This is a genomic window from Gillisia sp. CAL575 (assembly GCF_000403785.1).
Lineage (GTDB): Bacteria > Bacteroidota > Bacteroidia > Flavobacteriales > Flavobacteriaceae > Gillisia.
This window is the reverse complement of the sequence record NZ_APHJ01000024.1, coordinates 53,168-77,124: the sequence shown is the minus strand read 5'-3', so window position 1 is coordinate 77,124 and position 23,957 is coordinate 53,168. Positions and strand designations below refer to the sequence as shown.

General features: G+C 34.0%; 20 protein-coding genes. 18 read left to right on the top strand and 2 right to left on the bottom strand.

Features of this window, described 5'->3' with window-relative positions:
- Positions 1–25 precede the first annotated feature (25 nt).
- The 3 genes from I130_RS16790 (at position 26) to ligA (ending at position 3,598) form a co-directional block, all read left to right on the top strand.
- Entirely contained in the window at positions 26–607 is a 582-nt protein-coding gene (locus I130_RS16790; protein ID WP_034921202.1) for a TIGR00730 family Rossman fold protein, read from the top strand.
- Positions 608–894: 287 nt separating this feature from the next.
- Positions 895–1,575, top strand: a complete 681-nt coding sequence (locus tag I130_RS07815; RefSeq protein ID WP_034921197.1) for a VOC family protein — start codon at positions 895–897, stop codon at positions 1,573–1,575.
- A 22-nt stretch (positions 1,576–1,597) separates the two neighbouring features.
- Positions 1,598–3,598: an NAD-dependent DNA ligase LigA gene (gene ligA, locus I130_RS07810; protein WP_034921194.1), complete on the top strand. Its 2,001-nt coding sequence runs from the start codon at positions 1,598–1,600 to the stop codon at positions 3,596–3,598.
- Between the two features lie 91 nt (positions 3,599–3,689).
- Here the strand turns inward: ligA and I130_RS07805 are convergent, their stop codons facing one another.
- Complete coding sequence (locus tag I130_RS07805) at positions 3,690–4,598, bottom strand: bifunctional metallophosphatase/5'-nucleotidase (protein WP_034921189.1); 909 nt, start codon at positions 4,596–4,598, stop codon at positions 3,690–3,692.
- Positions 4,599–4,600: 2 nt separating this feature from the next.
- Positions 4,601–5,368, bottom strand: coding sequence for a 5'-nucleotidase C-terminal domain-containing protein (locus tag I130_RS07800; RefSeq protein WP_034921186.1), 768 nt, complete (start codon positions 5,366–5,368; stop codon positions 4,601–4,603).
- A gap of 167 nt (positions 5,369–5,535) precedes the next feature.
- On the opposite strand from I130_RS07800, the gene I130_RS07795 reads away from it, so the two are divergent.
- The 15 genes from I130_RS07795 to I130_RS07725 all read left to right on the top strand — a co-directional run bounded on the left by I130_RS07795 (position 5,536) and on the right by I130_RS07725 (position 23,688).
- Positions 5,536–6,234, top strand: coding sequence for a hypothetical protein (locus I130_RS07795; protein ID WP_034921184.1), 699 nt, complete (start codon positions 5,536–5,538; stop codon positions 6,232–6,234).
- A 160-nt stretch (positions 6,235–6,394) separates the two neighbouring features.
- Entirely contained in the window at positions 6,395–6,772 is a 378-nt protein-coding gene (locus tag I130_RS07790) for a DUF6913 domain-containing protein (RefSeq protein ID WP_034921180.1), read from the top strand.
- Complete coding sequence (gene dapA / locus I130_RS07785) at positions 6,765–7,640, top strand: 4-hydroxy-tetrahydrodipicolinate synthase (RefSeq protein ID WP_034921176.1); 876 nt, start codon at positions 6,765–6,767, stop codon at positions 7,638–7,640. The genes I130_RS07790 and dapA overlap by 8 nt, the downstream gene beginning before the upstream one ends.
- 198 nt (positions 7,641–7,838) lie before the next feature.
- Complete coding sequence (locus tag I130_RS07780; RefSeq protein WP_034921173.1) at positions 7,839–8,666, top strand: outer membrane protein assembly factor BamD; 828 nt, start codon at positions 7,839–7,841, stop codon at positions 8,664–8,666.
- An 11-nt stretch (positions 8,667–8,677) separates the two neighbouring features.
- Positions 8,678–9,007, top strand: coding sequence for a DNA-directed RNA polymerase subunit omega (locus I130_RS07775; protein WP_034921170.1), 330 nt, complete (start codon positions 8,678–8,680; stop codon positions 9,005–9,007).
- 6 nt (positions 9,008–9,013) lie between these two features.
- Positions 9,014–10,222, top strand: coding sequence for a bifunctional phosphopantothenoylcysteine decarboxylase/phosphopantothenate--cysteine ligase CoaBC (gene coaBC, locus I130_RS07770; protein WP_034921166.1), 1,209 nt, complete (start codon positions 9,014–9,016; stop codon positions 10,220–10,222).
- On the top strand, positions 10,215–11,105 hold the full coding sequence (locus tag I130_RS07765; protein ID WP_034921163.1) for a DUF4835 family protein: 891 nt from the start codon (positions 10,215–10,217) through the stop codon (positions 11,103–11,105). Before coaBC ends, I130_RS07765 begins: the two co-directional genes overlap by 8 nt.
- A 61-nt stretch (positions 11,106–11,166) precedes the next feature.
- The gene (recN, locus tag I130_RS07760; protein WP_034921160.1) at positions 11,167–12,819 is read left to right on the top strand and encodes a DNA repair protein RecN; all 1,653 of its coding nucleotides are present in this window, start codon (positions 11,167–11,169) and stop codon (positions 12,817–12,819) included.
- Positions 12,820–12,965: 146 nt separating this feature from the next.
- On the top strand, positions 12,966–13,787 hold the full coding sequence (locus I130_RS07755; RefSeq protein ID WP_034921156.1) for an enoyl-ACP reductase: 822 nt from the start codon (positions 12,966–12,968) through the stop codon (positions 13,785–13,787).
- Positions 13,788–13,867: 80 nt separating this feature from the next.
- The gene (locus I130_RS07750; protein ID WP_034921152.1) at positions 13,868–14,878 is read left to right on the top strand and encodes a glycosyltransferase; all 1,011 of its coding nucleotides are present in this window, start codon (positions 13,868–13,870) and stop codon (positions 14,876–14,878) included.
- A complete protein-coding gene (locus I130_RS07745) occupies positions 14,868–15,824 on the top strand; it encodes a CdaR family protein (protein WP_034921148.1) in 957 nt (318 codons plus the stop codon). Before I130_RS07750 ends, I130_RS07745 begins: the two co-directional genes overlap by 11 nt.
- On the top strand, positions 15,821–16,411 hold the full coding sequence (coaE, locus tag I130_RS07740) for a dephospho-CoA kinase (protein ID WP_034921145.1): 591 nt from the start codon (positions 15,821–15,823) through the stop codon (positions 16,409–16,411). The genes I130_RS07745 and coaE overlap by 4 nt, the downstream gene beginning before the upstream one ends.
- A 66-nt stretch (positions 16,412–16,477) precedes the next feature.
- Entirely contained in the window at positions 16,478–18,037 is a 1,560-nt protein-coding gene (locus tag I130_RS07735) for a sensor histidine kinase (RefSeq protein WP_034921142.1), read from the top strand.
- Between the two features lie 3 nt (positions 18,038–18,040).
- Positions 18,041–18,760 (top strand): response regulator transcription factor, encoded by a 720-nt coding sequence (locus I130_RS07730; RefSeq protein WP_026837943.1) that lies wholly within the window; start codon positions 18,041–18,043, stop codon positions 18,758–18,760.
- 206 nt (positions 18,761–18,966) lie between these two features.
- On the top strand, positions 18,967–23,688 hold the full coding sequence (locus tag I130_RS07725) for an HYR domain-containing protein (protein WP_083932883.1): 4,722 nt from the start codon (positions 18,967–18,969) through the stop codon (positions 23,686–23,688).
- The last annotated feature ends 269 nt before the right edge of the window (positions 23,689–23,957 follow it).

Sequence of the window (23,957 nt, the reverse complement as noted above, 5' to 3'; positions counted from 1 at the left end):
AACTCATAATAATTATAAGAACAACTTGAAAAGTATTGCAGTATTTTGCGCCAGCAGTGATGGCGTAGATGCTGTTATTTTTGAAGAAGCTTACCATGTAGGAGAATATTTGGCTAAGAATAATATAAAATTGGTCTATGGTGGGAGCAAACTTGGATTAATGGGACAAGTTGCCAAAGGAATCCTAGATAACAAGGGTTCAGCAATTGGAGTGATCCCCGATTTTTTGAAGACAAAAGAAGTGGTGCATACCGGTTTAACAGAACTTATTACAACTAATAACATGCACGAGCGCAAGCTAAAAATGCATGATCTAAGTGAAGGGTTTATTGCATTACCTGGAGGATTTGGAACACTGGAAGAACTTTTTGAGATACTCACTTGGGGACAATTAGGATTGCATAAGCATCCTATTGGAATCTTAAATAGCAACAATTATTATGATGATCTTTTGGAGATGATGGATAAAATGGTTGCTAAAGGTTTACTGAAAAAATCTAATATGAATCTGGTTTTAGTAGCTAGTAATATTGAAGAATTAATAGATAAAATGAGACATTTTGAGCCAATGCCAGTGCCGAAATGGATGAATAAGAATCAGACATGATTTTGTATAATAAGTCTGGGATTAATATTATTTGATTGGTTGGTTTTGTGGTAGAATTACATTTAGCTAGTTAGATTCAAGCTTTTCGTCATGCTGAACTTGTTTCAGCATCCTAACAGGGTCGAAGAATTACCTTAAGTGATTTCAAGATGATGCGATTTAAGCTTGCTTTATCAGACTAATGGATATTTAGTGAAATGTTTTTATAGGCAGGCTGAGATTGACAAAGCATAAGTGTTTAGAAACTTCAAAAAGCTCAGTTTAGTCACGCAGCAATAAAATAATTAATGAAAATTACAAGACTCAATATTAGTTGTAAGAATATCGTAAAGCAGCAAGAATTTTACAAGGATGTTCTGGGTCTTGTAATACTTAATTCTACATTAAAATCTTTCGAATTACAACTTGGTTATACTATTTTGCATTTTCAGAAAGCTGAAAGTTTTACGCCTTATCATATAGCGTTTCATATTCCAGATAAAGAAGAAGAAAAGGCTTTAAAATGGTTGAAGAATAAAGTGAAAGTTTTGAAATATGAAGATTTAGAAATTATAGATTTTACGGGTTGGGATGCGAAATCTCTTTATTTTTATGATGCAGACATGAATATTATGGAATTTATTTCACGAAGAAATTTTAATGGTAAATCAGAAGAAAGCTTTTCTGAAAAAAGTATTTTGGGCATCAGTGAGATTGGCTTAGCAACTGAAGATATTCATGAAAAATATAAATTTCTAAGTACTAATATAGGCTTAGAGGTTTTTGAGGGAAATTTCGAAAAATTTTGTGCTATTGGAGATGATGAAGGATTGTTAATTATTATAAATAGCAAATTTAAAACCTGGTTCCCTACTGGTGATAAAGCCTATAATTCAGAATTTAAAATTCAATTAGAACATAACGAAAAGGAATATAATTTTCAATACAGAAGTCAAGAATTGGAGATGATAAAACCTTTGTCAAAATAATTATTCAGCATAATTTTTATAAATGACTACAGAAGTAAAGATCAAGCAGCTTAGGGATGAATTGGAGCAACATAATAACAAATATTATGTGTTGGATTCCCCAGAGATTAGTGACTTCGATTTTGATATGAAATTGAAAGAATTACAGGATCTAGAAGAGAAAAACCCTGAATTATTTGATTCTTCTTCACCTACGCAGCGTGTTGGTGGAGCCATTACTAAGAACTTTGAGACTGTAGTTCATGATTTTCCTATGCAATCTCTTTCCAACTCCTATTCAAAAGAGGAATTGGAAGAATGGGAAACCAGAGTTAAAAAAATGGTGGATGGGGATTTGGAATATGTATGTGAATTAAAATATGATGGTGCTTCTATAAGTTTGACTTATGAAAACGGAAAGTTAGCTCGTGCAGTTACTCGAGGAGATGGTTTTCAAGGGGATGATGTAACTAATAATATTAGGACTATAAGAACATTACCTTTAACTTTAACTGGGGATTTCCCAGACAAATTCGCCATTCGAGGAGAGATTGTTCTTCCTTTTGAAGGCTTTGCGAAAATAAATGCAGAGCGTGTGGAAATTGGGGAAGAACCTTTTTCTAACCCGAGAAATACTGCATCTGGAAGTTTGAAAATGCAAGATAGTGCTGAGGTTGCAAAAAGGCCTTTAGATTGTCTGCTTTATAGTCTGGTAGGTCGAGATTTGAATATTGAGTCTCAGTATGAAGGCTTGGAAAAAGCTAGAAGTTGGGGATTCAAAGTGCCCAAAGAAGCTAAGCTAACAAAAAACATAGATGAAGTTCTAAAATTTATTCAGTATTGGGATATACATAGACATGATCTTCCATATGAAACAGATGGAGTAGTAATAAAGGTGAATAATTTGCATCAACAAGATGAATTAGGAAGCACCGCGAAATCTCCACGTTGGGCAATCGCTTATAAGTTTAAAGCCGAACGGGAATCAACTATATTAAGAGAGATCACCTACCAAGTTGGGAGAACAGGAGCAATTACTCCGGTTGCAAATCTAGATCCTGTTCAGCTGGCTGGAACCATTGTGAAAAGAGCTTCACTACACAATGCAGATCAAATTCAGAAGTTGGATATTCGAGAAGGAGACACTGTTTTTGTTGAAAAAGGAGGCGAGATTATCCCTAAGATTATTGGGGTAGATTTTACTGAACGCGACCCAAATTCCGAAGAAACTCAATACATAAAGCAATGCCCGGAATGTGGGACAGATCTGGTAAGAGCGGAAGGTGAGGCACATCATTATTGCCCGAATGATAATGGCTGTTTTCCTCAGATAGTTGGGAGAATTCAGCATTACATCTCTAGAAAAGCGATGGATATTGAAGGTCTTGGAGGAGAAACAGTTGCCTTATTGGTAAAGGCTGGATTAATTCATAACTACGCCGATTTATATACACTGAAAAAAGAAGATGTTTTACCATTGGAACGAATGGCAGAGAAATCTGCAGATAACCTGATTCTTGGAATTGAAAAATCTAAAGAGATTTCGTTCGAGCGATTGTTGTTTGCGTTAGGAATTCGGTATGTTGGAGAAACTGTAGCTAAAAAACTGGCTAAGCATTATAAAAGTATTCAAAATTTAATGCTGGCCACAGTAGAAGATCTTATTAACGTAGATGAAATTGGACAGCGAATAGCGCAGAGTGTCACCGATTTTTTTGCTTCAGAAGAAAACAGAAACACTATTAATAGATTAATGGATTTTGGCTTGCAATTGGAAATATCTGCCGAGAAATTAGCCAATCAAACAGATATTTTACAAGCAAATACTTTTGTGATCTCCGGTGTATTCTCTAAAGTTTCTAGAACAGATCTTAAGAAACTGATAGAAGATAATGGGGGAAAGGTTTCCAGTTCTATTTCTGCAAAAACCGATTATCTGGTTGCAGGAGAAAATATGGGTCCTAGTAAATTAGCAAAAGCAGAAAAACTGGGGACACAGATTTTAAGTGAAGACGAGTTTCTTGAAAAATTGAATCCCTCATAAACCCAGGAAATATCCATCCCGACCGTTTTCGGGAGGCATAAAAATTTAAAGGGATTCTCAGAGCGGTTTAGGTTTGCCCGGTTTTCTAAACTTAGATGCCTATGCTCACTCCGCTGCTATCTATCTTATTCTCGTGATCTAGATAGAAATCTATACGGCCTAGATAAAGACCGTAGCAACCTACTTGATTGACCAATACTTTTTTGCCTTCAAGATTTTTAAGGATTGTGGGTTTATCTAGAAAAGTATGAGTATGTCCACCAATAATCAAATCTATATCTTTTGTTTGTGTAGCTAATAAGACATCGGATATTTTAGATTCATTTTTATATTCATAACCTAAATGAGATAAACAGATTACAAGATCACATTTCTGTTCTTGTTTTAAGATCCGGGTCATTTCTGTGGCAATCTCTACAGGATCTAAATATTTAGTTTCCTTATAAAGACTCTCGTTTACTAAACCCTTTAGTTCTACACCTACACCAAAAACACCAATTTTCACTCCATCTTTCATGAAGGTCTTAAAAGGAGAGGTTTGTCCATTTAAAATGGTATTACTAAAATCGTAATTGGAAGATATAAAATCAAACTCTGCATGAGGCATCTGCGATAGAAGTCCGCTCAGACCATTATCAAAATCATGATTCCCCAATGTTGCGGCATCATATTTCAATTTGCTCATAAGTTTAAACTCCAATTCACCTCCATAAAAATTAAAATATGGAGTTCCTTGAAAGATATCTCCGGCATCTAGAAGCAGTGTATTTGGGTTTTCAGCTCTAATTTGCTCCACTAATGTCGCTCTTCTAGCAACACCGCCCATATTAGGATTTCTAGGATCATTTGGTCCTAGAGGTTCTATATGGCTATGCACATCGTTGGTATGCAAAATGGTGATGTGCTTTTTGGCTTTTTCAGAAAAAGAAAGCGATAATCCGCCCAATCCTATAAAAGCTCCGGTTGCAGCTGTTTGCTGAATAAAATTTCTTCTTTTCATTTTTAGGGAATTTGGATGTATCGGTTATCTATTGAAGCTTTTAAAGTGTCTACTTTTTTAAAATGATCTATGATCGCATTTCTAAGCTTGTAATCTATTTTATAAAGGTTTATAGGATTTTTTAGAAATACCATATTATCTCCACCTTGTTGTAAATAATCTGAAGTTGCTACGAAATAGGTTTTTTCAGGCTTAATAGATTCTCCTTGAATATTTGCACTTATGGTTTTAAAATCTTTATCAACTTTTAATTCGAGTCCGCTAATAGGATGTGCCGTTTTTGCTTCTTCAAGATAGCTAATCATTTCAAGCATCTTTTCTCCAGAGATCTGTACCACTACGATCTCATTTTCAAACGGCATTAGCTGAAATCCTGTCCTTGATGTAACAGCTCCTTTCCCAATTCCAGACCTAATTCCTCCCTTATTTAAAAGAACCATATCTATTTTGTTCCCAGTGCGAGATGAGAAAATTGGATTAGCCTGTTCCATTACCAAATCTGCCATCATATTCCCTAAAGCAGTATTAAGCTTACCATCACTTTTACTTAAATTGCTAGGATTGAAGGCCAAAGTGCTATCTAAGGTGTTATTTAAATGAATTGCATAAGGCTTAATAAAGGCCTCAATTTCTGAATTTGCGGGAATTGTTTTATCTATTGAGATTCTTTTTCCAGTTATTCTTGAGGGAGAGGAGGTAATGTGAGCATTGTTCTTACAGGCAACTAAAGACAATAAAAGCAGTAAGATAGAGAAGAATCTAAAGGTCATTAATAAGGGTTTTATCGAGTGGCGCAAATATAAACAGATATTTGAAATGATATTTCTGGAAAACCCTTACTTTTAAAATCCTTAGTATTTTGTTAGACTATTTAATTATACTAGTTAAGCAAAGAAATTGAAGCAAATATTCCCCTCTTAATTTTTTAATAATTGCTATGCAGTTTAGAATAATAGATTCAATTGGCTTTTTAGCCTTATTGCTAGCTAGTATATATGCATTATTTGCTAATATATTTTGGCTAGATATTATGAGCCATATTGGGTATTTTATTTTTGCATTTTTATGGTTCATCCATAAGCGCAAATTTTATAATTTTTATTTCTACATGTTTCTAGGACTCACTTTAATTTCCTATTGTATTGGCTTGTTAAGTACATTTTGGGTATTTGGGGAGCTAATTTTGCTTCTTCAGGCAATAAGTTATCTACCTTTAATTATGGAGGCTACCAAACATTTCAGGTTGAAGAACATGAGCTATATTATGCTGTTGTATTTATTTAGTATAATCGGATTAAATACTTATTTATTATTGCTGCATATTAATGAAATGAAAACTTATATCTCAGGCGATATAACTACCACGGTTTATACTTTTTATTACCTCAATCTTGGGGCATTAGGCTTTACTGCAATGGTGTATTATTTGAATTCTTTTTCTAAGAAATCTATGTTTTTTATATCCTTAGCAATAAGTATCATTTTTGCAAATGTGCTGCGAGATATGGGAGTTTTTTATTTTAAGGATATTAGTGTGGAGATTTCTGAAAGCATTATAAGAATGGGAAGTGCTTTGTTTCTAGTGCTCTTTTTTATTACTTCGGAAAAAAGTTTGAAACTAGATGATTTCACTTAAAGATTTTTTTATTTAAAATTATGCTAAAAGGCCTTAAATATGCTCTAGTTAACAGGAAAATTTCAAATTCTTATAGAGATTCATCAGTCCAATTTAAAATGCCTTTAAGTTCTGTGGCAATATTATTAAGCTCGACTAATATAAAGGCTGCAAAGAGTTTTTGAAAATAAAAAAAGAATTTAATCTGAAAGATTATAGTTTTCAGCTTCTGTTATTTAAAAAAAAGGAAGAGAGTTTTCCAGAATTTAACGGCTTAACTTTTGTTGAAGATGATCTGAATGTTTTAGGGAATTTCAATAATAAAGAATTGTTGGATTTTACCCAAAATCACATTGATTTACTTATTACTTTTGCTGAAGAAAATAGTTTGTTATTAAGACTTCTAACTGCAACATGTAATGCAAGTTTGAAAGTGGGAAATAATACGAAAAACGAGGACATTCTAGACGTGGTTATAAGGTCTGGAGATGAAGTGGAGCTATTTACTTCAGAATTGATAAAATTTTTAAAACAGTTTAAAAATAATAATGATGAATAAATTTATAGGTACCGGAGTTGCAATTATCACCCCTTTTAAAGAGGATTTTACGGTAGATGTAGAAGGACTTAAGAATTTGGTGAAAGATCAAATTAAAAATGAGATAGAATATATCGTAGTTCTTGGAACCACAGGTGAAAGTGCAACTTTAAGCGATTCTGAAAAGGAACTAGTTAAAAAGACCATTATAGAGGCTAACGACGGGGAACTTCCCTTAGTTTTGGGAATTGGAGGTAATAATACCGCAGCTTTGGTAAATGAGTTTCAAAATACAGATCTCGATGCCTTTGATGCGATTCTCTCTGTTTCTCCTTATTATAATAAGCCATCTCAAGAAGGGATTTATCAACATTATAAAGCCTTGGCAGCGGTTTCATCTAAACCTATAATAATATATAATGTTCCTGGAAGAACAGCTTCTAATATTTTACCTGAAACTATTAAAAGATTAGCAACAGATTTCACGAACATAATAGGAGTTAAAGAAGCGGCAGGAGATATTGTACAGGCAATGAAAATCATTTCTATAGTTCCAAAAGGTTTTCTTGTGATTTCTGGCGACGATATGATCACCTTGCCAATGGTACTAGCTGGAGGTCACGGAGTGATATCTGTGATTGGTCAAGGTTTGCCTAAAGAATTTTCCCAAATGGTGCGTTTAGGCTTGGACGGGAAGGTGAAAGAGGCTTATAAGTTGCATTATAAAATAGCACCTTCTATAGATTTGATCTTTGCTGAAGGCAATCCTGCTGGAATTAAATCGTTATTAGAAGCTAAGAATGCTTGTAAGCCAGTAGTTCGTTTACCGCTAGTGAAAGTTTCAGATAAGTTGAAGCAGGAATTACAAACATTCGTAGATCGGTATTAATCCCTCATTTAGGGATTTATTGTTAGAGACTTGTCATGATAACCTTCGAATCATTTGTCTCGAAATTTTTAAATGACATATCGCCCGAAGCATAAAGATATATCACGTAGATCTGCTCTGGGATTTTTGATTAATTGGGCAGTACTATTTGCTAGGTTTTAAGTTTTTTAATATCATAGAAAAGAGTACTTTTGCCAGATGTTTTTACAAAGGATGAAAAAAGGTTTATTATTATTGGGTGTGTTTTTAATGCTGGCGTCTTGCAGTGAATACCAAAAGGTACTAAAGAGCGACGATGCGGGTAAAAAATACACATTAGCAGAAGAGCTTTATAATCAGGCTATTGTAGAAAACAGTAAGTCTACATTTAGAAAAGCACTTCGTATTTTCGAACAGATAGTTCCACAATATAGAGGGAAGCCTCAAGGTGAAAAATTAACCTTTTTGTATGCAGATACTTATTATCAATTAGGCGATAGTCAATTAGCTGCATATCAATTTGAACGTTTTGTTGCATCCTATCCGAATAGTGATAAGGCAGAAGAAGCTGCTTATAAAAGCGCCAAAAGTTATTACGCCGATTCTCCCAGATTTGATTTAGACCAAGCGGAGACAGTTAAGGCAATTGGAGAATTACAAAAATATATAGATAAATATCCTAACGGTGAGTTTTTAGATCAAGCTAATGGGTACGTGGCCGAGTTGCGTATTAAGCTAGAAAAGAAAGCTTATAATATTGCTAAACAATATCACCACACCGAGAATTATAAGTCGGCTATTGTAGCATTTAATAATTTTATTACAGATTATCCTGGTTCTCCTTTTAGAGAAGCGGCCTTTTATTTTAGGTTCGATTCTGCTTACGAACTAGCAATAAACAGTTACGAGGTTCTAATGCAAGAAAGATTGAATGCAGCAAAAGGCTTTTACAGTAACTATAATAAATACTATCCTGAAGGGAGTGAGTATTACGAAATGATACAAGCAAACAATAAGGACTTAGAATCGAGATTACAAAATTTTTAATAAGACAGATGATGGATTTAAAAAAGATTAATGCGCCAATTAATACTACTACAATTGACAAGAATTTAGTAGATGCTCCAACAGGTAATATTTATGAAGCTATTTCTGTGATCGCAAAAAGAGCAACTCAAATTAACTCTGAGATCAAAAAAGAGCTTTTGGAGAAATTGGACGAATTTGCTACATATAACGATAGCCTTGATGAGGTATTTGAAAATAAAGAGCAAATTGAAGTGTCTAAATTCTACGAAAAATTGCCTAAACCACATTCTTTGGCAGTTCAAGAATGGTTAGATGATAAAATTTACTACAGAGATACTACTGAATCTTCTGAAGCATAAGTAAAGATGGGAGTGCTAGAAGGCAAGAAAATACTGTTGGGAATAACTGCCGGTATCGCTGCCTATAAGACAGCCTCTTTGGTAAGACTATTTATAAAAGCCGGAGCTCAGGTTAAAGTTGTTTTGACCCCTTCGGCTAAAGATTTTATTACTCCACTTACATTATCCACACTTTCCAAAAATGAGGTAATTTCTAACTTCACATCAGATGAAGATGAGAATGCCACATGGAACAATCACGTAGAACTCGGCCTTTGGGCCGATTTTATGCTTATAGCCCCTGCTACAGCCAATACTTTATCTAAAATGGCTTCAGGGAACAGCGATAATATTTTACTAGCAACATATCTTTCGGCTAAATGTCCTGTATATTTTGCTCCAGCTATGGATTTGGATATGTACTTGCATCCTTCAACCAAAAGTAGTTTAGATACTTTACAATCTTATAAGAACATTTTGATTCCGCCAGAATCTGGAGAACTTGCCAGCGGTTTGGTGGGAGAAGGTAGAATGGCAGAACCGGAAAATATAGTTTCTTTTTTGGAAAAAGATCTTTTATCGCAATTACCGCTTCGGAATAAAAAAATACTTATTACTGCAGGACCAACTTATGAAGCTATAGATCCTGTGAGATTTATAGGAAATCATTCCAGTGGGAAAATGGGCTTCGAGCTTGCTAAGGGAGCTGCAAGATTAGGAGCACAAGTGATTCTTATAACTGGGCCTACTTATTTACAATTGGAGTCTTCCAGCATTCAACTTATTCGAGTTACGAGCGCACAAGAAATGTACGATGCAGCACATGCTCATTTCGTACATCAAGATGTTGTGATTGCGGCAGCAGCAGTTTCAGATTATAAGCCCAAAGAGGTAGTAAATCAAAAAATAAAAAAGAAAGAATCTAATTTTAACATCGAGTTAATTCCAACTCAAGATATATTAGCATCTTTAGGTAAAATTAAAGAACACCAAAAACTAATTGGTTTTGCTTTAGAAACTAATAATGAAGTGGAGAATGCAAAATCTAAATTAGAAAGGAAGAATTTAGATTTTATAGTGCTCAACTCTCTTCAAGATAAAGGTGCTGGTTTTAAAAAAGATACCAATAAGATTAGTATAATCTCCAAAACAGAAATTAAAAATTACGAGTTGAAGTCTAAAACAGAAGTTGCACAGGATATATTAAAGGAAGTTATATCTTTATTCCATGAGTAAAATAATTTTGATATTTTGTTTGTTCTTTTGTGTTTCGGTTATAAGCGCACAGGAACTTAATTGTGAGGTAATTATAAATGCAGACCAGACTGGGCAAAGCAACTTAACGGTTTTTAAAACCTTGCAAACTTCCTTGTCAGAATTCGTAAATAAAACAACTTGGACTGGGTCTACATATCAAAATCAGGAACGAATTAATTGTAGTATTTTTATTAATATCGTTAATTTTGATAATGAAACTTTTACCGGAACTATCCAAGTTCAATCTTCAAGGCCAGTTTTTGGATCTTCCTTGATTTCTCCGGTTTTCAATTTTAATGATGAGCAATTCACTTTTAATTACAGGGAATTCGAACCATTAAATTATAGCGAGAACGCTTATTCTTCTAACCTTGTTTCTGTGATCTCTTATTATGTATATACCATTTTAGGTTTAGATGCAGATACTTTTGAATTAGAAGGTGGAACTCCTTTTTATGAAGAAGCAAATAGAATAGTTACCACCGCACAACAAGGAAATTCTGCAGGATGGAAGGGATCTGATGGAACTCGCTCTAGATATAGATTAAATGCAGATCTTTTGTCTAATGCATTTCTAGGTTATAGAACAACATTGTATCAATACCATAGATTAGGTTTAGATGTTATGCACAAAGATATTCCGAAAGGAAAACAAGCTATAACATCTTCTATCTTAAATTTAAAAAAGATGAGTGAGAGCAGGCCAAACTCCTTATTAATGAGAGTTTTCTTTGATGCTAAAGCTCAGGAAATTGAACAGGTTTTTAGCGGAGGACCAAGTGTTCCGGTTACTGAATTAAAAGAGGCTTTGAACAGAATAGCTCCTTTATATGCAGAAAATTGGAGCAAGCTTCAATTCTAGCAATTTCCTTTTTGATTCCGAAGAAATTCTCCCGTATCTTTAGCTTCAAAATTATTACACCTTGCTTACCGAATTATCTATAAAAAACTACGCTCTAATTGAAGATATAAAAATCAATCTTCAGCAGGGCTTTACCATAATTACCGGAGAAACCGGTGCTGGAAAATCCATAATGCTAGGGGCTTTAGGCCTTTTATTAGGAAAAAGGGCAGATTACAGCGCCATAAGAAATGCAAAGAATAAGTGCATTATCGAAGGTGTGTTTGACATTTCCAATTACTCCTTAAAAAGGTTTTTTGAAACCGAAGATTTAGATTTTGAGGAGCATACTATCATTAGAAGAGAAATTTTAGCTTCAGGTAAATCACGGGCTTTCATAAATGATACTCCTGTTACCTTACCAGTTCTTGTTAAATTGGGTGACTTTTTAATTGATATTCATGGGCAACACCAAACCTTAAGCTTAGGAGAAAATCAATACCAATTTCAGGTGTTGGATACATTATCTAAAAATCAGGAGATCCTTCAGAAATATAAAAAAGGATTAAAGGATCATAAAAAACTACAACAGCAATTAAGTATTTTAAAAGAAGATCAATCTCAAGCCTTAAAAGAGCATGATTACAATCTTTTTTTGCTTAACGAACTACAAGAAGCTAAACTTAAAGCGGGAGAGCAAGAGGAGTTGGAAGAGCGTTATGAAGAGCTTAGTAATGTTGAAACTCTTACAGAACATTTAAGTTCTGCGATCAACCAGATTCAGCAGGAAGAAGTTGGAAGTTTGTTTGGGCTTAAAGAGATAAAAACAGATCTTTCTAAGATCTCTAAATTTTCAACAAACTATGCTGCGCTTCAAGAGAGAATTGAGAGTGTAATTATAGAACTTGATGATGTTGCGCAAGAATTGGAGAATTCCTTGGAGCGCGTAGAAGCGAATCCTGAAGAATTAGATCAAGTAAATGCGAAATTGCAACTTATTTATAATTTGCAAAAGAAGCATGCAGCCGGTAGTGTAGAGGAATTAATAGAGATCAAGAATACTCTAAATGATAAAGTAGCACTAACAGAAAATGCAGACGCCGATCTTGAAAAGTTACAGCAAGAGCTATTGAGAAGCAGAAAGGAATTGGAAAGTATTTCTTTTGAGATATATAATAAGCGTAAAAAAATCATTCCAAGTTTCGTGCAAACTGTAGAGAAAATAGTTGGTGAGCTAGGAATGCCGAATGCAAGATTAAAAATTGAGCTTAGCCAACAATCAGAATTTTTCGCCAATGGGCAGGATATTTTAAACTGGTATTTGTCTGCAAATAAAGGGGGGGATTTTAATGAGCTTAAAAAAGCAGCTTCTGGAGGTGAATTATCACGTATTATGTTAGCAGTAAAAAGTATTCTTGCTACACAAAGCAAGTTGCCAACCATCGTATTTGATGAAATAGATACTGGGGTTTCGGGAGATATTGCTCAAAAGATGGGAGATATTCTTCAAAAAATGGGTTTGAGTATGCAAGTAATTGCGATCACTCATTTACCACAGATAGCAGGTAAAGGAAGTAAGCATTTTAAAATTTTCAAGGAAGACATTGGCGAAACTACCGTGACAAAAATTGAAGAGCTAGCAACAGAAGATAGAATAGTAGAGCTTGCAATGATGCTCGGCGGAAACACTAAAAGTGAATCGGCGATGGCGCATGCAAAAGCCCTGCTCAATTAATCCCTCATTAAGGGCTTAATTACGCGAGGCTTGCATTGAATCTGGTTAAAGTATTTTCCAATTCAAAGCTCGTGGGCTTACCCCGAGGTTCTTGATTTGAAGTTTATTATATTTGCCAGCTAATACAACCAAAAAAAACAACTTATATGTCATACAATCTACTTAAAGGGAAAAGAGGAATTATTTTTGGAGCTTTAGATGAAAATTCTATCGCTTGGAAAACTGCAGAACGCGTTCATGAAGAAGGTGGAAGTTTTGTTCTTACCAATGCACCAATCGCAATGAGAATGGGAAGCATCAATCAGCTTGCTGAAAAAACAAATTCCCAAATTATCCCTGCAGATGCTACGAAAGTAGAAGATCTTGAAAATTTAGTAGATAAAGCTCAAGAGATTCTTGGCGGGAAATTAGATTTTGTATTGCATTCTATAGGAATGTCTGTAAACGTGAGAAAAGGTAATCACTATACAGATATGAATTATGATTATACAACCAAAGGTTGGGATGTTTCTGCGGTTTCTTTCCATAAAACCATGCAAGCTCTTTACAAAAAAGATGCGATGAATGAGTGGGGAAGTATTGTGGCATTAACATATATGGCAGCACAACGAGTGTTCCCAGATTACAATGACATGGCAGATAATAAAGCGTATTTAGAATCTATTGCTCGTAGTTTTGGATATTTCTTCGGAAAAGATAAAAAGGTAAGAGTAAATACTATTTCTCAATCTCCAACGCCAACTACTGCTGGACAAGGAGTAAAAGGATTTGACGGATTTATAGCTTATGCAGATAAAATGTCTCCACTTGGAAATGCAACTGCTATGGATTGTGCAAATTATACTATTTCTTTATTTTCTGATCTTACAAAAAGAGTAACACTTCAAAATCTTTATAATGATGGTGGATTTTCAAATATGGGAGTTAGCCAGCAAGTAATGGATACTTTTATGAAAGATATGGAGTAATATCCATGGAAAATATAAAGAATTTAGCCCCGAATATCGGGGCTTAGTTTTATCTTAAAAAATCTAAATTTTTATTAGAAATGCTATTAGAATATTCTTTTATAATCCCTGTTTTCAATAGGCCAGATGAGATCCGAGAATTATTGGTGAGCTTGAAAGAATTGGATTTTAATGGCAGCTTTGAAATAGTAATTGTGGAAGATGGTTCTACTATTTCTTCAGAAGAAATTATTAAGGAGTTTGAAGATAGTCTGAATATCAGTTATTATTACAAAGAGAATACTGGGCCAGGAGATTCTAGAAATTATGGAATGAAACTGGCTAAAGGAAACTACTTCCTTATTCTGGATTCAGATGTAATACTTCCTCCAAATTATTTACAAGAAGTAGATTCTTTTTTAACTTCTAATTATTACGATTGTTTTGGTGGTCCAGATTCGGCACACGAAAGTTTTACAGATCTTCAAAAAGCGATTAACTATTCGATGACTTCCTTATTAACCACAGGAGGAATTCGCGGAAACAAGCAAGCTGTTAATAAATTTCAGCCACGAAGTTTTAATATGGGTTTGTCTAAAACAGCCTTTTTAGAATCTGGAGGTTTCGGACTGATCCATCCAGGTGAAGATCCAGATCTGGCATTGCGATTACTTAAAGTAGGTTTTCAAACTATACTTATTCCAAATGCAGTAGTTTTTCATAAACGCAGAATAGATTGGAATAAATTCTATACTCAAGTAAATAAATTTGGAATGGTGCGTCCAATTTTAAATTCCTGGCATCCTGAATCTGCTAAAATCACTTTTTGGTTTCCTTCTTTATTTATTGCAGGATTTGTATTTGCACTAATTATATGGTTGCTAGGAGCTTCGTTTTTAATATGGCTTTATTTGCTCTATTTTTTAATAATTGGAATAGATGCGGGAATAAAAAATAAAAGTGTTTATATTGGAATTGCTGCAATAATAGCAACATTTATACAGTTCCTAGGATATGGTGTAGGCTATTTAAACTCTATATGGAAACTGAAATTTTTAAAAATGCAACCTCAGGAAGCATTTCCTAAGCTATTTTTTACAAATGAAAACTAAATTGAAAGAAAGAAAACCATGGATTAAAAGAGGGCCTCTAAAGACTTTCTCATTTTTTCTTGGATTTTCCGCGGTGATATGGGTAGTTGTCCAATTTTCAAAGGAATACACCGAGGTATTAGAAATGCCTATTATTTACACCAATCTTCCAAAGGATAAAATCTTGGTAGGAGATACTCCCAGAACGTTAGATCTAAGGATTCGTGATCGCGGTTTTTATATTGCCTGGAACAGAGTTTTTCCTCAAAAAATAACCATAGATATTAGTGATGCCACTGAGGATGGAAAGTCACTTTTCTATGATCTTGAACAACAAAAGACTGCTATTTTATCACAGTTAAATCTTGATTATGAAAAAGTTGTTTTTCTTCAGAAGAATGTAAAAATAAACTTTGAACAAAGAGCGGTTAAAAAAATTGTTGTTTTATCTACTATAGATCTCAGTTTTTCTGTGGGTTATTCAGCATTAGAAGAGATAAAGCTACAACCAGATTCTGTGATGGTGAGTGGTTCTGCTAACATTTTAGATACGCTTAGATCAATAAATACGAAACCTTTAAAGATCAATAATATTAGCAATGATGTGCAAGGGAAAGTTCAATTGGAGACAGGTAATATTAAAGATGTTTCATTTTATCAAGAGGAGGTAAATTACTCGGTTAGGACTGAAAAATTTACTGAAGGCAAAGTGGAGATTCCAATAAAATTACTAAATGTACCAGAGGGAACTAATGTGGTAATCTTTCCCAAAGATGTTGTTATTTATTATCAGGTGAGCTTAAAGGACTTTGAAAAAATTGATACCTCTTCCTTTGTAGTTGCTGTAGATTTTAAAAATTCACACGACAGTGATGGATTTTTAATTGCACAAATTATAGAAGAACCAACACAAGTAAACAATATTAGGCTTAACGAGAAGAAAATTCAATTTGTAATTAAACGATGAGGATAGTAGGACTTACCGGAGGAATAGGTAGTGGGAAAACTACAGTAGCCAGCTTTCTTAAAGAATTAAAAGTGCCTATTTATATTGCAGATGATGCTGGGAAGTATTTAATGAATACCAACTCGGAAGTTAAAGCTAAGATTGTTTCATTGTTTGGGGAACAAGCTTATAACGATGGACATTTAGATAGAAAATATATAGCAGATAAGGTATTTAATTCCCCAGAAAAACTTCAGCAATTAAATGAAATCGTGCATCCAGCAGTGGCTAGAGATTTTATTAAATGGAAGAATAAGCAAGACAGCTCTTATGTGCTTTATGAAGCTGCTATTCTATTTGAATCTGGAGGTTATAAAAATTGTGATCTTGTGATTTTAGTTACCGCTCCACTAGAAGATCGAATAAAAAGATTGCAGGCTCGAGATAAAAGTACCCTGGAAGAAATTGAAGCAAGAATGAAGCATCAATGGAGCGATGAAGAAAAAAGAAAATTATCTAATTTCGAAATTTTCAATAAAAATCTTTCATCTACAAAAGAGCAGGTGCGAAATCTTCACGAAATTCTGATAAACACTGATAAAAATTAGCCACTGTTTTGTTAACGTTTGGTTAAACTGGTGAGCCTCTAAATGTTAAAATCTTATTTTTGAGGCATGAATAAACGATTATTCTTCCTCCTCGTTATACTGATGAGCTTATCGCTCATTGGGATAATTTTCGTACAAGGATATTGGATAAAAAGTACTGTAGATGATAAGGAAGAGCAGTTTTCTTATAATGCTAAACAAGTTCTTATAAATGTTTCCAAAGATCTTCAAAACAAGGAGTTAGAAGCATTTTGGTTTAATTTTGATTTTGAAGATAGCACTTCTCTAAAATTGAATAGTGTAAATCTTGAAAAATATTTCGGTTTAAATGAGTTTGGACAGGATTCAAATAGCGATTACAATAAGTCATTAGAAGATAATCATAAAGAGTCTTCAGATTTTTTGGTCTCTACTTCAGATAGTATAGAACTTGCTTCAATTATAAATAATAGGGTAAACGATTTTTTGAATAAAGATCAGGTTTCTGGAATTATATCTCCCGAGGAACGTTTGGATCGCTTAATGAGAATGGAAGAGGTAGAAAAAGACATGTTAAGTGCCTATATTTCTGAATTTACTTCTAAAATTCCAATTCATAAAAGGCTATCTAAGCCAGAGCTGGAAGCAACGATAAAAGAAGAATTAAAGAATTATAATTTAAAATCGGCTTTTGAATATGGAGTTTATGCCAATTCACTCGCCACCAAAGTTCATTCAGACAATTTTGTAATCGATTCCCCTGGAATTTATTCGGTTCCATTATTTCTAGATATTTCGGGAAAGAGTAATTATCAGCTTCTGGTTAATTTTACTGAGAAGAAAGAGGTTGTGCTTTCTTCAGTAATTCTTATGGCTGCTTTATCCATAATATTTACTCTCATTATTGTGATCGCTTACTCTAGTGCTTTGTCACAATTAATTAAGCAAAGACAGATCTCGCAGATCAAGACGGATTTTATAAATAATATGACGCATGAGTTTAAAACTCCTATAGCTACCATCAATTTAGCGCTAGATGCAATTAAGAATCCAAAGGTTTCAGGTGATCAAAGTAAGGTCACGAGATATCTGCAAATGATTAGAGAAGAAAATAAGAGAATGCACGCACAGGTTGAAAATGTTCTGCAGATCTCTAAGTTAGAGAAGAATGAGTTAGATCTTAAAAAGGAGCGATTACAGCTTCATGATCTAGTAGAAGATGCGTTAACGCATGTAGAATTGATAGTTGAGGACAGGAACGGTTATATTAAAAATCATTTTGGAGCACTGAAATCTTCAGTTTTAGGAAATGAAGATCATTTAACAAATGTGATCGTAAATATCTTAGATAATGCTATAAAATACTCTATTGAGGAACCTAAAATTGATATTTATACAGAAAACGTTAGAAATTCCATAATTTTGAAGATCAGAGATCAAGGTTCTGGAATGAGTAAAGCAGTTCAGAAGAAAATATTCGAGAAATTTTACCGGGAACATACCGGAGATATACATAATGTAAAAGGTCATGGTTTGGGTCTTGCATATGTAAAAAGAATCCTCGACGACCATCACGCTACCATTCATGTGGAGAGTGAACGTGGAAGAGGAAGTACATTTATAATTAAATTACCATTAATAACATAATATATGGAAACTGAAAACAAGAAAATTTTATTAGTTGAGGATGATCCAAATTTTGGAACTGTGCTAAAAGATTATTTAGCAATGAACGACTATGAGGTGACTCATGCTAAAAATGGAATGGAAGGTTTTGAAAAGTTTAAGAAAGACGATTTCGATCTTTGTATCCTAGATGTAATGATGCCGTATAAAGACGGCTTTACTCTTGCAAAAGAAATTAGGGACAAAAATGAAGATGTGCCAATTATTTTTCTAACTGCAAAAGCAATGAAGGAAGATGTATTAAAAGGATACAAAGTAGGAGCAGATGATTACTTAAACAAACCTTTTGATAGTGAAGTTCTTCTAATGAAAATTAAAGCTATTATGCAGCGTAAAGCTACAGATAGCGTTGCAGATAGTAAACAATTTGAATTCCAGATTGGTGGCTTACACTTGAACTCTAAGTTAAGATTCTTGACTTACAAAGACAAAGAGCCTATAAAATTATCTCCAAAAGAGAACGAATTATTAAGATTGTTGGCATTACATGAAAATGATCTTATGCCGAGAGAATTGGCGCTTACCAAGATATGGAGAGACGATAACTACTTTACATCTAGAAGTATGGATGTGTATATCGCCAAACTGCGTAAGTATCTAAAAGTAGACGAGAATGTTGAGATTTTAAACATTCACGGGGAAGGATTTAGACTGGTAGTTAAGAATAAAGAGGGCGAAGCCTAAATAGAAGGAATTTCAGTTTCTTAAAGGGACTGTATAAAAGTGGTAGGGCATATTGGGGTGTGAATTTTGAGAAGTATTTCTTGGAATTTAATGCGTCTATAATGCCATTGCAACTTTTATACAGTCCTTTTGTATTATAATGTTAAGCATTAGGCACAATATTTTACGGGAATCAACATTATATTTGTATTTCCCAAGCACTAGATATGAAACATAACTACGCTAACATTTTATGGGTTCAAAATATGCAAGGCAATCGCCTTGCTAAGAATTCCATGATGTTTTTTTGCGTGTTGTTTTTTATGTTTTTTTCTACGTTGAGTGTGGTGGGGCAGGTTAGTGTCACACCTTTGTTAGATTGGAAAAAAGATTTTAAATTACCTACTGTATCTGTCACTTCCTTAAATAGCGATGATATTACTGTTGCGATTGCTACAGATCTTCAAGGTAATGTATATACCCTAACTTTTGGTAATGGTGTCCAAAAGCGTAATTCCGTTGGTTCAACTATAAATTCCAGTTTTATAACGGATTTAAATAGCCCTCTTGATATTGCTATAGATGATGAAGGTTCTATATATATTGCTGATTTTTTGGCAGGCGGTGAAAGTTTTGAGGATAATGGACAAGTTAAAGTGTATGATAGTAATGGTATTTATAAACGCTCGATTCTAACCTCATATTTCCGGCCAATGGGTATTGATGTGGATACAGAAAATATTTATATAGCCGAGTATAATGATGGAAAACAAGGGCCTGAAAGGACGCCATCAAGTAGAATTAGAATTGTAGATAAAAAAACAGGTGTTTTAAAGAGCATTAATAACAATGTTAGATTACCTTATAGAATAGCTGTGAGTTCAGATAAAACTATTTATGTTAGTCATGCTGGAAATGCTAGGCCTTCTGTAAATATATTTGATGATAATCTTAACTTAATAGGAGAATTGCCTGGTATTAAATCTCCTGGTAGTGTTATCGTTGATAATTTTGATTTTATTTATGTTATTGATTATGATGGAAGAGTTGATTTTGAAAAATTTATTAGTTTATCAACCAATTTTAATTTGGGAGATTTATTAAAACTTTCACATGATATATATGACGGAGATGACGATGATGTTTTTAAAATTAAAGTGTATGATCCTAATGAAAAGTTTAAATATGATTTTAAATCCAATATTGACTTTCCAGTAGATTTATCCTTTAATAGTTGTGATAAATTTTATATCAATAACTCAAAGATTTTTGGAACGCATATTGATAATTTTTTTACTCACACCTTTTTTCCAAATAAATTAGAGTTTCACTTGGAAATATATCAAAGAACTCCATCTTTTGATAGTGCTGAACCTATAATTTCATGTCAGGATAGTATTGAGGTAAAAGCTATTGAGGGTGATAATTTTGCGGTAGTAACTTTTCAGAATGCAACAGCTACTGATGTAAATAGTGTAACTATATTACAAACCGTCGGCCTTACTTCGGGAAGTCAATTTCCAGTAGGAGATTCAAATATAGAGTTCACTGCTACAGATCTTTGTGGAAATAAATCTACATGCACTTTTATTATTACTGTTTTACCAGCAGATAATACTACAGATACAGAAAATCCAACAATAACTTGTCCAGCTAATATTGTTAGAAATACAGATTCGGGACAATGTGGAGCGGTAGTAACATTTGCAAATGCTACAGCTACCGATAATTCTGGAGAAGACATTACTATTGTTAGAACAGACAATATCAATTTGAATTCTGGAGATGTTTTCCCTGTGGGAACAACTATATTGAGTTTTGAAGCCACAGATTCATCTGATAACACTTCAGAAGAATGTAGTTTTACAATCACTATCACCGATAATGAAAATCCCACTATTTCATGTCCAGTACCTATTACTTCAACTGTTGCTTTTGGCGAGACTAAAAAAGTGATTGATTACGATGCTCCAATATTCGATGATAATTGTGCTAATGCTACAATTGTACGAACAGGAGGTTTAGCTTCTGGAAGTGAATTTCCAATTGGGATTACCACCAATACTTTTGAAGTTAGAGATGCCTCAGATAATACATTTACCTGTAATTTTGATGTTACTATAACTGAAAACACTGATATAGAACCTCCTGTAATTAGTTGTCCAACTAATATTTCAAAAAATACAGATTCGGGACAATGTGGAGCGGTAGTAACTTTTGCAAATACTACAGCTACCGATAATTCTGGAATCCCACCAACAATTACTAGAATAGATAATACTGGTTTAAATTCTGGAGATTTATTTCCTGTTGGAGAAACTATTATAAGTTTTAGAGCTACCGACGGAGCCGGGTTGACAGATGAATGTAGTTTTACAATTACGGTAATAGATAACGAAAATCCAACGATTTCATGTCCGAATGATATTTCTGAAACTGTTGCTTTCGGAGAGAGTGGTAAAGTTATTACGTATACAGCTCCAACATTTGGCGATAATTGCGCTGGATCTACAATTACGCAGACTAATGGTTTGGTTTCAGGAAGTGAATTTCCAATTGGAACTACTACCAATACTTTTATGGTGGCTGATGCTTCAGATAATACTTTTACATGTAGTTTTGATATTACTATAACTGAGAATGAGGAAACTCCATCTCCAACTTTTGATTGTCCAGATCCAAATCAAACCACAGTTTTATCTTTAGATGAAAACTGTAGTTTTGAAGTTCCAGAATATTCCAACATACTCAGTAATTTTGAGAATTTTGAGAATGATCCATACTTCGATCAAACAGAAACCAGAAACGGAAATACGTTATCTGTAAACATTAAAGTTTATGATGGGATTGGAGGAGACATTGTTGGCGAATGTGATTTTATACTTGATTTAAGAGATAGTATTCCCCCAAAAATAACTTGCCCTAGCGAAATATTGGTAGAATATACTACAGATAAAACCTATACAGTACCGGATTTTTCAACTTTGTATTCCAGTTCAGATAATTGCAGTAGCACTCTCAATTATTTTCAAACCCCAGAGGTAGGTACAGTGGTTACTGAAGATATGAATGCATCTTTCAGAGTAGGTGATGAAAACAATAACTTTTTTACCTGTAATTTCAATATTAAGTTCTTTAAAAGTACCGAGTTGCAAATAACAAATTGCCCTGGAGAGCAAACTTTTGAGGTGGATTCAAATTGTAGCTACCTTATCCCAGATATTGCATCTACCATAAGTACCAATATAGAAGGAGCTGTTATTACACAAAATATTACTCCCGGATTTCGAATAAATGGTTCCCATCGCCTTACCATTACTGCGAAATTTGAAGATCAAATAGATATTTGCGAAATAGAACTAGAGGCAAAAGATTCCATACCTCCTGTTGTTATTTGTCCTGGAGATCAAAATGAAATATTTAATCCCGAATACGGATTTTCCTTGCCAAATTATTCATTACAGGCTCAAGCTTCCGATAATTGCGCTGTCACGAAAATTGAACAAATTCCAGATGTGGGAACTGTGATTTTTGAAACCACAGAAGTAATGGTACGAATAGAGGATGTTACAGGCAATTCAGCAACTTGTATATTTAATGTGGTCTTAACTGAAGATAATACTGCGAATACTCCTCCAGTTGCTCTAGATAACACATATTCTTTAGATCAAGATACAAGCTTATCAATTGGTACTCCTGGGGTTTTAGGAAATGATACCGATGCAGATAACGATGCACTAACAGCAGTAATACAAAGTCAACCTTCCAGTGGAACACTGACTTTAAATTCAGATGGTTCTTTCATCTATACTCCAAATAATGGATTTACGGGAGAAGATACTTTTACGTATGTGGCAAATGATAGCATTGGTAATTCCAATATTGCAACTGTTACAATCATAGTAAACGACACTTCTTTTCCTAATACGGCTCCAATAGCAAATGATGACACTTATTCTTCGGAGGTCGATATGATTTTGTCAATTTCAGCTCCAGGAGTTTTAGGAGATGATACTAGTCCAGCGGGGAGGGAACTTACGGCAGTTATTCAAAACTCAACTATAAATGGAGACTTGGTATTTAATTCGAATGGCTCTTTCGATTATATTCCAAATCCTGGATTTTCTGGGGTAGATACTTTTACCTATATAGCTAAGGATGGTTTTGAAGATTCTAATGTAGCTACAGTAACAATTATTGTAACCACTATGACAGATTCTACCGTAGTGTGTAAGGAGTCGGTTAATCTGGAATTGGATGAAAATGGTTTTGCTACTTTAAATGCAACGAGTTTATTTACAGCGCGACCTGAAGATCTTCAGTTTTCTATAGATAAAGAGAATTTCACATGCGATGATCTCGGAGAAAATAGAATTACTCTTACTTACTCCAATGATGAGATTAATGGCAGTTGTGAAGTAATCGTTTTAGTTAAGGATGTATCTGCACCTATAATTAATTTGAAGAACATTAGTGTAGCACTAAATGAATTTGGATCTGTAAGCATCACTCCAGAGATGTTAAACGATGGAACTACAGATAATTGTGGAGAATTAAGTTTTAGCTTGAGTAAGCTCAATTTTGGATGTAAAGAGATTGGGGATAATATAGTGAGTTTCACGGCAACAGATGCTAGCGGTAATTCTACTAGCGCATCAGCGATTGTTACTGTTACTGGAGATTGTAATATTAACCCGGAACCAGATGTAGAATATATTTTTATTTATCCAAACCCTACTTCCGGACCGTTTCAGTTTGCTGCGCCCGCAGGAGTAACAATTCAGCGAGTAGAAGTTTTTGATTTCCGAGGAAGAATGATCCTTTTTAAAGATTTTTCTGAAGGAGACCAAATATATAGCATGGATCTTACTGGAGTACAAAGTGCCGTTTATGTTCTTAAATTATTTACTTCAGAAGGAATGGATATTTTAAGAGTGATAATAGATTGATTCTGATAATGTCATTCTGAAGGAAACATAGTGGACTGAAGAATCTCAATGAAGCAAATCATTTTGAATAGTGCTCTATCCTAAAGTCGAGATGACAATAAGATACGTTTGTCGCTTATAAAACCTAGTGACTGCATGTTTCAGTATCTTGCTAATTCGTGAGAAGACCCTGAGACAAGTTTAGGGTGACGATTCGGAATGCCGTCATGCTGAACTTTTTCAGTGTCTCAAATAGTACGGAAAAGACCCTGAATCAAGTTCAGAGTGAA